The 8,303-nt window shown below is 73.3% G+C and carries 5 protein-coding genes; 4 read left to right on the plus strand and 1 reads right to left on the minus strand.

Features of this window, described 5'->3' with window-relative positions; genetic code table 11:
* Positions 1–130 precede the first annotated feature (130 nt).
* Both AC4H2H_RS17955 and treS read left to right on the plus strand, forming a co-directional pair.
* Positions 131–2,266, plus strand: coding sequence for an alpha-1,4-glucan--maltose-1-phosphate maltosyltransferase (locus AC4H2H_RS17955; protein WP_494372189.1), 2,136 nt, complete (start codon positions 131–133; stop codon positions 2,264–2,266).
* Between the two features lie 95 nt (positions 2,267–2,361).
* Positions 2,362–4,059, plus strand: a complete 1,698-nt coding sequence (treS, locus tag AC4H2H_RS17960) for a maltose alpha-D-glucosyltransferase (protein ID WP_494372194.1) — start codon at positions 2,362–2,364, stop codon at positions 4,057–4,059.
* On the opposite strand, the gene AC4H2H_RS17965 is transcribed toward treS, so the two are convergent.
* Positions 4,060–4,215: a hypothetical protein gene (locus AC4H2H_RS17965; RefSeq protein ID WP_494372190.1), complete on the minus strand. Its 156-nt coding sequence runs from the start codon at positions 4,213–4,215 to the stop codon at positions 4,060–4,062.
* Between the two features lie 129 nt (positions 4,216–4,344).
* On the opposite strand from AC4H2H_RS17965, the gene AC4H2H_RS17970 reads away from it, so the two are divergent.
* Both AC4H2H_RS17970 and glgB read left to right on the plus strand, forming a co-directional pair.
* Entirely contained in the window at positions 4,345–5,826 is a 1,482-nt protein-coding gene (locus AC4H2H_RS17970) for an aminoglycoside phosphotransferase (RefSeq protein ID WP_494372191.1), read from the plus strand.
* 153 nt (positions 5,827–5,979) lie between these two features.
* The gene (gene glgB / locus AC4H2H_RS17975; RefSeq protein ID WP_494372192.1) at positions 5,980–8,211 is read left to right on the plus strand and encodes a 1,4-alpha-glucan branching protein GlgB; all 2,232 of its coding nucleotides are present in this window, start codon (positions 5,980–5,982) and stop codon (positions 8,209–8,211) included.
* The last annotated feature ends 92 nt before the right edge of the window (positions 8,212–8,303 follow it).

Consider the following 8,303-nt stretch of genomic DNA (forward strand, 5'->3'; position numbering starts at 1 on the left):
GTGCACACCCTCGTCGTGTCACCCGGACGTAACGCTTGCATGAACTTCCAGCGGGGCACGCCGGCACGGACGACGCCGCCCGGTCCCCTCCCGGGTGTGCGGCCCCCGTGAGCCTCGATACGTTGTGCACGTGACGTCGACCCCGCCGGCCCGCGCGCCGCGCCACTCCGCCTCTCCGCCTCCCGTGTCCCTCGTCCCCACCGCAGCGCTCCCCTCCCCCGCGCTCGCGGCCCCGATCGGCCGCATCCCCGTCCTCGACGTCTCGCCCGTGGTCGAGGGCGGGCGCTGGCCGGCCAAGGCGGTCGCCGGGGAGATGGTGCCGGTCGAGGCGACCGTGTTCCGCGAGGGGCACGACGCCGTCGCCGCCACGGCCGTGCTCGTCGCCCCGGACGGGACCGAGCGGACGGCGCGCATGGTCGACGTCGCTCCTGGGCTCGACCGGTTCCGCGCCACGCTCCACCCGGACACGCTCGGCGACTGGTCCCTGCGGGTCGAGGCGTGGAGCGACCCGTACGGGACGTGGGCGCACGACGCGACGGTCAAGATCGAGGCGGGCGTCGACGTCGACCTCATGCTCGCCGAAGGCGTGCTGCTGTTCGAGCGGGTCCTCGCCGACGCCGTCCCGCTCCCGGGCGCCGACGGCACGCCGGGCGTCCTCTCCTCCGAGGACACGCTCGTGCTCGACGACGCCCTCGCGGCGCTGCGCGACCCGAGCCGGCCGGCCCAGGCCCGGCTCGCCGCCGCGACGTCGCCCGAGGTGCGCGAGGTCCTGGACCGCGCCCCGCTGCGCGACCACCTGACGGCGTCGGCCACGTACGCTCTCCGCGTCGAGCGGCCGCTGGCGCTCGCGGGCGCCTGGTACGAGATGTTCCCGCGTTCCGAGGGCGCGCGGCGTCTCAAGGACGGGCGCTGGCGGTCCGGGACGTTCACCGCTGCGGCCCGCCGGCTCCCGGCGATCGCGGGAATGGGTTTCGACGTCGTCTACCTCACGCCCGTCCACCCCATCGGCACGACGCACCGCAAGGGGCGCAACAACTCCCTCACGGCGCTGCCGGGCGACCCGGGCAGCCCGTACGCGATCGGCTCGAAGGACGGCGGGCACGACGCGATCCACCCCGAGCTCGGCAGCGACCGCACGTTCCGCGCGTTCGTCAAGGAGGCGCGGCGCAACGGGCTCGAGGTCGCGATCGACCTCGCGCTGCAGTGCTCGCCCGACCACCCGTGGGTCGCCGAGCACCCCGAGTGGTTCACGACGCGCGCCGACGGCTCGATCGCGTACGCGGAGAACCCGCCGAAGAAGTACCAGGACATCTACCCGCTGAACTTCGACGACGACCCCGAGGGGATCTACGCCGAGGTGCTGCGGGTCGTGCGCGTGTGGATCGACCGGGGCGTCACCGCGTTCCGCGTCGACAACCCGCACACCAAGCCGCTCGACTTCTGGGAGTGGCTGCTCGCCGAGGTCCGGCGCACGAACCCCGAGGTGATCTTCCTGTCGGAGGCGTTCACCAAGCCCGCGATGATGCACACGCTCGCGCGCATCGGGTTCCACCAGTCGTACACGTACTTCACGTGGCGCAACACGCGCGCCGAGCTCGCGGAGTACCTCGAGGAGGTGTCCGGCGAGGGCGCCGCGTACATGCGGCCGAGCTTCTGGCCGACGACGCACGACATCCTGCCGCCCTACCTCCAGCACGGCGGGGTGGCCGGGTTCGCGGTCCGCGCCGTGCTCGCCGCGACGGGGTCCCCGACCTGGGGGATCTACTCGGGCTACGAGCTCGTGGAGAACGTGCCGCGACCGGGGGTCGAGGAGCAGATCGACAACGAGAAGTACGAGTACAAGCCGCGCGACTGGGCGCTCGCGGAGGAGATCGGCATCTCGACGCTGCTCACGCGCCTCAACGAGATCCGCCGCGACCACCCGGCGCTGCGCCAGCTCCGCAACCTCGCTGTCCACCCGACGACGAACGACCAGGTGCTCGCGTTCTCGCGGCACCTGCCGGCGGAGCACTCGCCGACGGGCGAGGCCGACACGGTCGTCGTGATCGTCAACCTCGACCCGCACTCCCCCCAGGAGTCGAACGTGCACCTCGATCTCGAAGCGCTCGGCCTGCCACCGCACGCCGAGGGCCAGGACCCGTGGTCGCCGTCGTTCGTCGCGCACGACGAGCTCACCGGCGAGAGCTACGGCTGGGGCCAGGACGTGTACGTGCGGCTCGAGCCGATGCGCCAGGTCGCGCACGTCGTCCACGTGAGGTCGTCGTGACGTTCCCCCGCGACGCTCGGCCGGTTCCGGTGCGCGGACCGGCGGCCGGGCCGGCGCCCGTCCCGCCCCTCACCGCGCCTGTGCCGATCACCGCGCTGCCGCCGCGGCGCCAGCCCGTGGCGCCCGCGGACGCGCGGCCGGGGCTGTCCGACGACCCCGACTGGTACCGCACGGCCGTGTTCTACGAGGTCATCGTCCGCGCGTTCTCCGACGCCGACGGGACCGGCACGGGCGACCTGCGCGGGCTCATCGCGCGCCTCGACTACCTCCAGTGGCTGGGGATCGACGCGCTGTGGCTGCCCCCGTTCTTCCCGTCCCCGCTGCGCGACGGCGGCTACGACGTGTCCGACTACACCGCGATCGCGCCGCAGTACGGCTCGACGTCCGACTTCGCCGAGCTCGTGAGCGAGGCGCACGCGCGCGGGATGCGCGTCGTCATCGACCTCGTCATGAACCACACGAGCGACCAGCACCCGTGGTTCCAGGCGTCGCGCGCCGACCCCGAGGGTCCGTACGGGGACTTCTACGTGTGGAGCGACGACGACTCGCGCTACCAGGACGCGCGCATCATCTTCGTCGACACGGAGTCCTCGAACTGGACGTTCGACCCCGTGCGACGGCAGTTCTTCTGGCACCGGTTCTTCTCGCACCAGCCCGACCTCAACTTCGAGAACCCCCGCGTCGCCGACGCGATGCTCGACGTCGCGCGGTTCTGGCTGCAGCTCGGCGTCGATGGGTTCCGCCTCGACGCGGTGCCGTACCTGTACGAGGCCGAGGGGACGAACTGCGAGAACCTGCCCGAGACCCACGCCTTCCTGCGCCGCGTGCGGCGCATGGTCGACACGGAGTTCCCGGGCCGGATCCTGCTCGCCGAGGCGAACCAGTGGCCGCGCGAGGTCGTCGACTACTTCGGCACGCAGGACGAGCCCGAGTGCCACATGTGCTTCCACTTCCCCGTCATGCCGCGCGTGTTCTTCGCGATCCGGGACCAGCGCGCGAACCAGATCCTCGAGATCCTGGCCGACACGCCCCCCATCCCGCCGGGCGCCCAGTGGAGCACGTTCCTGCGCAACCACGACGAGCTCACGCTCGAGATGGTCTCCACCGAGGAGCGCGCGTCGATGTACGGGTGGTACGCACCCGACCCGCGCATGCGCGCGAACGTGGGCATCCGCCGTCGGCTCGCGCCCCTGCTCGACAACTCGCGCAAGGAGGTCGAGCTGGCCCACGCGCTGCTCCTGTCGCTGCCCGGCAGCCCGTGCCTGTACTACGGCGACGAGATCGGCATGGGCGACAACATCTGGCTGCCCGACCGCGACGCCGTCCGGACGCCCATGCAGTGGACGCCCGACCGCAACGCCGGGTTCTCGACCGCCGACCCCGGCAAGGTCTACCTGCCCCTCGTCCAGTCGCTCGTGCACCACTACGGCTACGTCAACGTCGAGGCGCAGCTCGAGCAGTCGACCTCACTGCTGCACTGGGTGCACGGGATGCTCAAGGTGCGGCGGCGCCACCCCGCGTTCGGCACCGGGGACTTCACGGCCCTCGAGTGCGACAACGAGTCGATCCTCGCGTTCCTGCGCCGCACCCCGGACGAGACCATCCTGTGCGTCGCGAACCTCTCCGCGACGGCACGCTCGGCGTCCGTGCACGTCCCGGGCCTCGCCGGCGCGACGCTCACCGACGTGTTCGGCGGCGCGCACTTTCCCGTGGTCGACGACGACGAGCGCGTCGTCATGACCTGGGGGTCGCGCGACTTCTACTGGCTGTCGGTCGGCGAGCCGGGCGCCTGATCAGCCCGTCCCGTCCGGCACGAACATCTCGGTCTTCGTGACGATCCCCGCCCTCTCGCCGCACACCACGCACGTGAACCAGTGCACGACGGAGACGACGTGGCTCAGCGGGACCATCTCCTCCGACAGCTCGACCGCGACGTGCTCGCACTCCATGATCGTGACCTTCCTGCTCCGTGGGCTCGTCCGGCAAGTGTCGGGCCGGCCACCCACACGGGTTCGTCCGGCGGGCGGGCCGCGGGCGTGGTGCCATGGGTGGCGACCCCCTACGGAGCGGAGACTCGCGTGACGGTACGGCGGACCGACCCGCCCTCGGCAGAGATCATGACCCTCCTCGACGCCTGGCTGCCCGCGCGGCGCTGGTACCCGGTCAAGGGCGTCGCCGTCCGGCACGTACCGTGGCTGTCGTTCGCGCTCGACGTCCCAGACCCGGCCCGCCACGGCCTGCCCGACGGCGCCTGGTCGGGTGCGCGCGTCGTCCTCCATCTCCTGCGGCTCGTGGGCGACGGCGTGGACCTCGTCGTGCAGGTGCCGGTCGTTCTGACGCCGCTCCCGGGTGCGGGCGACGCCCCCGCGCGGGAGCCGCGGGCCGCGGCCGTGGCGATCGGCACGGTCGCCGAGGACGGCGCGACATGGCTCGTGCACGACGGCGCCGCGCACCCCGCGTGCTGGGCCGCCCTGCTGGCAGCCTCGGCGTGGGAGGACGTGAGCGACCGTGCCCTGGACCTGACGGGCGGTCGAGCGCTGAGCGTCGAGCAGTCGAACAGCTCGGTGCTGCTCCCCGGCGTCGCGGGCGGCACGATGCTCAAGATCCTGCGCGCCATCGCGGTCGGGCCGAACCCCGACCTGACCATCCCGCGCGCGCTCGCCGCCCGGGGCTGGCCCGGCGTGCCCCGGCCGCTCGCCTGGTTCGAGGTGACGTGGGACGAGACGGACGACCCTGCCGCACCGCCCCCGGGTGAGGCGACCGGGCGAGGCGAGGCACCGCCGTCGGCCACGGGCTCGATGCCGGAGGCGCCGCGGTCGGCGCACCTCGCGATCCTCGGCGAGTTCGTCGAGGGCGCTCGCGACGGGTTCGACCTCGCGTGCGCCTACGCGGGCCAGGACTCGTCGTTCGCCGACCTCGCCGCGGACCTCGGGCGCGTGCTCGCCGACCTGCACTCCGCGCTGCGGCGCGCGTTCGGGGTCGGCTCGCCGGTCGACGCGCGGTGGCTCGTCGCGGACCTGCGACGCCGCTCCGACGAGGCCGTCGCCTCGTCCCGGGCGCTCTCGCGTCGCGCGAAGGACCTCGCCACGTTCTGGGACCGCACCGCGGCCCGGCTCGCGGGTGTCACGCGCGTCCCCGACGCGCTGCCCCGCCTGCAGACCGTCCACGGCGACCTGCACCTGGGCCAGGTCCTCCACGCGCGGAGGTTCGGCTGGAAGGTGCTGGACTTCGAGGGCGAGCCGCTGCGTCCCGTCGCCGAACGGACGCGCCCAGACCTCGCGCTGCGCGACGTCGCCGGCATCGTGCGGTCGTTCGACTACGCGGCCGCCGTCGGGCGCGCGACGGACCCGTCGTGGGCGGTGCAGGCGCGCACCGCGTTCCTCGAGGCGTACGACCGGGCCGACACCGCGGGCGTGGACCGCGCGACGTCCGAGGCGCTCGTCCGGGCGCTCACGCTCGACAAGGCGCTCTACGAGGTCGTCTACGAGTCGCGCAACCGCCCCGACTGGGAGCCGATCCCGCTCGCCGCCGTCGACCGGCTGCTCGCCGGCACCACCTGACCAGCAGGCCTTCGGCTGCCACACGACCGAACCCGTCGTCGCGGCACCCACGAGCCGCCACGGTCCGGCTCGCCGGGCGGTCGCGAGCGCCCCCTCATGACCACCCGGCGAGCCCGTCATGTCGGGGCAACCGAAGCGTGGAAAGGTTGCCCCATGACCGGGCCCGCCGATTCCGCCACCCCGCCACCCGTCGTCGTGCCGCCGGACGCGCTCGCTGCCGCCGCCGCCGGACGCACCTTCGACCCGCACGCCGTGCTCGGCCCGCACCTCGCACCCGAGGCCGACGACGCGCGCGCCGTCGTGCGTGTCCTGCGGCCCCTCGCCGACGAGGTCGTCGTCGTGACGGCGGACGGCGAGCACCCCGCCGCGCACGAGCAGGACGGCGTGTGGGCCGCCGTCGTGCCCGTGCGCCGGGACGACGACGGCACGCGCCACGCGCCCGACTACCGGGTCCGCGCGCGGTACGGCGACGAGACCACGACGACGGACGACCCGTACCGCTTCCTGCCCACCCTGGGCGACGTCGACCTGCACCTGATCCGCGAGGGCCGGCACGAGGAGCTGTGGCGCGCGCTCGGGGCGAACGTCCGCACGTTCCCGAGCGTGCTCGGCGAGACGACGGGCACGGCGTTCGCCGTGTGGGCGCCGAACGCGCGCGCGGTGCGCGTCATCGGCGACTTCAACGGCTGGGGCTCGACGCACCCGATGCGCTCGCTCGGCAGCAGCGGCGTGTGGGAGCTGTTCGTCCCGGGCGTCGTCGCCGGCGCCCGGTACAAGTACGAGATCCTCGGCCCCGACGGGTCGTGGCGGCAGAAGGCCGACCCGCTCGCCAAGGCGGCGGAGGTGCCACCCGCGACGGCGAGCGTCGTCGTCGAGTCGCAGTTCGCCTGGTCCGACGACGCGTGGCTCGCCGAGCGCGCCGCGCGCGACCCGCACGCCGGCCCGGTGAGCGTCTACGAGGTGCACCTCGGGTCGTGGCGCCGGGGCCTGTCGTACCGCGACCTCGCGGAGCAGCTCACCGACTACGTCGTCGAGCAGGGCTTCACGCACGTCGAGCTGCTGCCGGTCGCCGAGCACCCGTTCGGCGGGTCGTGGGGCTACCAGGTGACCGGCTACTACGCGCCCACGTCGCGCTTCGGCCACCCCGACGACTTCCGCCACCTCGTCGACCGCCTGCACGCCGCCGGGATCGGCGTCGTCGTCGACTGGGTGCCCGCGCACTTCCCGCGCGACGAGTGGGCGCTCGCCCGGTTCGACGGCACGCCCTGCTACGAGCACGCCGACCCGCTGCGCGGCGAGCAGCCCGACTGGGGCACGTTCGTCTTCGACTTCGGCCGCAACGAGGTGCGCAACTTCCTCGTCGCCAACGCGACCTACTGGTTCGAGGAGTTCCACGTCGACGCGCTGCGCGTCGACGCCGTCGCCTCGATGCTCTACCTCGACTACTCACGCGGCCCGGGCCAGTGGCACCCCAACGTCCACGGCGGGCGCGAGAACCTCGAGGCCATCGCGTTCCTCCAGGAGACCAACGCGACCGCCTACCGGCGCACGCCCGGCGTCATGATGATCGCCGAGGAGTCGACCGCCTGGCCCGGCGTCACGCGCCCGACGTCGTCCGGCGGGCTCGGCTTCGGGCTGAAGTGGAACATGGGCTGGATGAACGACTCCCTGCGCTACGTCGCGGAGGAGCCCATCAACCGGCGCTACCACCACCACGAGATCACGTTCTCGATGGTCTACGCCTACTCGGAGCAGTTCGTGCTGCCCATCAGCCACGACGAGGTCGTGCACGGCAAGGGCTCGCTCTACGGCAAGATGCCCGGCGACGACTGGCAGAAGCGTGCCGGCGTCCGCGTGTTCCTCGCCTACCAGTGGTCGCACCCCGGCAAGCAGCTGCTCTTCATGGGCAGCGAGATCGGGCAGCACACCGAGTGGGACGAGGGCGCGTCGCTCGACTGGGACGGGCTCGCCGCCGATCCCGGCCGCCAAGGTGTGCTGCGCGCCGTCCGCGACCTCAACGCGTTCTACCGCGCCACGCCCGCCCTCTGGGAGCTCGACCACGACCCCTCAGGCTTCGAGTGGCTCGACGCCGACGACGCCGACCACAACGTCCTCGCCTACGTCCGGCGCGGTCGCGACGGGAGCGAGGTCGCCGTCGTCGTGAACTTCGCCGGCACGCCGCACGAGGGCTACCGGCTGCCCCTCCCGTCGGGCGGCGCGTGGCGCGAGGTGCTCAACACCGACGCCGAGACGTACGGAGGGTCGGGCGTCGGCAACCTCGGAGAGGTCGAGGCCGAGGCCGTGCCCTGGAAGGGTCGAGCGCACTCGGCGACCCTGCGCGTCCCGCCCCTCGGCGCGCTGTACCTGGTCCCGTCGCCGAGGTAGAACCCCGGTCGCGCGGGGTTGAACCGTGGTCACCGTGCCCGACGGCGGTCTGGTCGCCCTGGGTGGTCGGGGTGGGTGGGGGCGCCGCGTCT

The sequence above is a fragment of the Cellulosimicrobium sp. BMG9.22 genome (assembly GCF_059159975.1).

Coding starts and splice junctions, on each gene's coding strand:
- AC4H2H_RS17965 (WP_494372190.1), bottom strand. CDS start 4,215: ATGGAGTGCGAGCACGTCGCGGTCGAGCTGTCGGAGGAGATGGTCCCG.
- glgB (WP_494372192.1), top strand. CDS start 5,980: ATGACCGGGCCCGCCGATTCCGCCACCCCGCCACCCGTCGTCGTGCCG.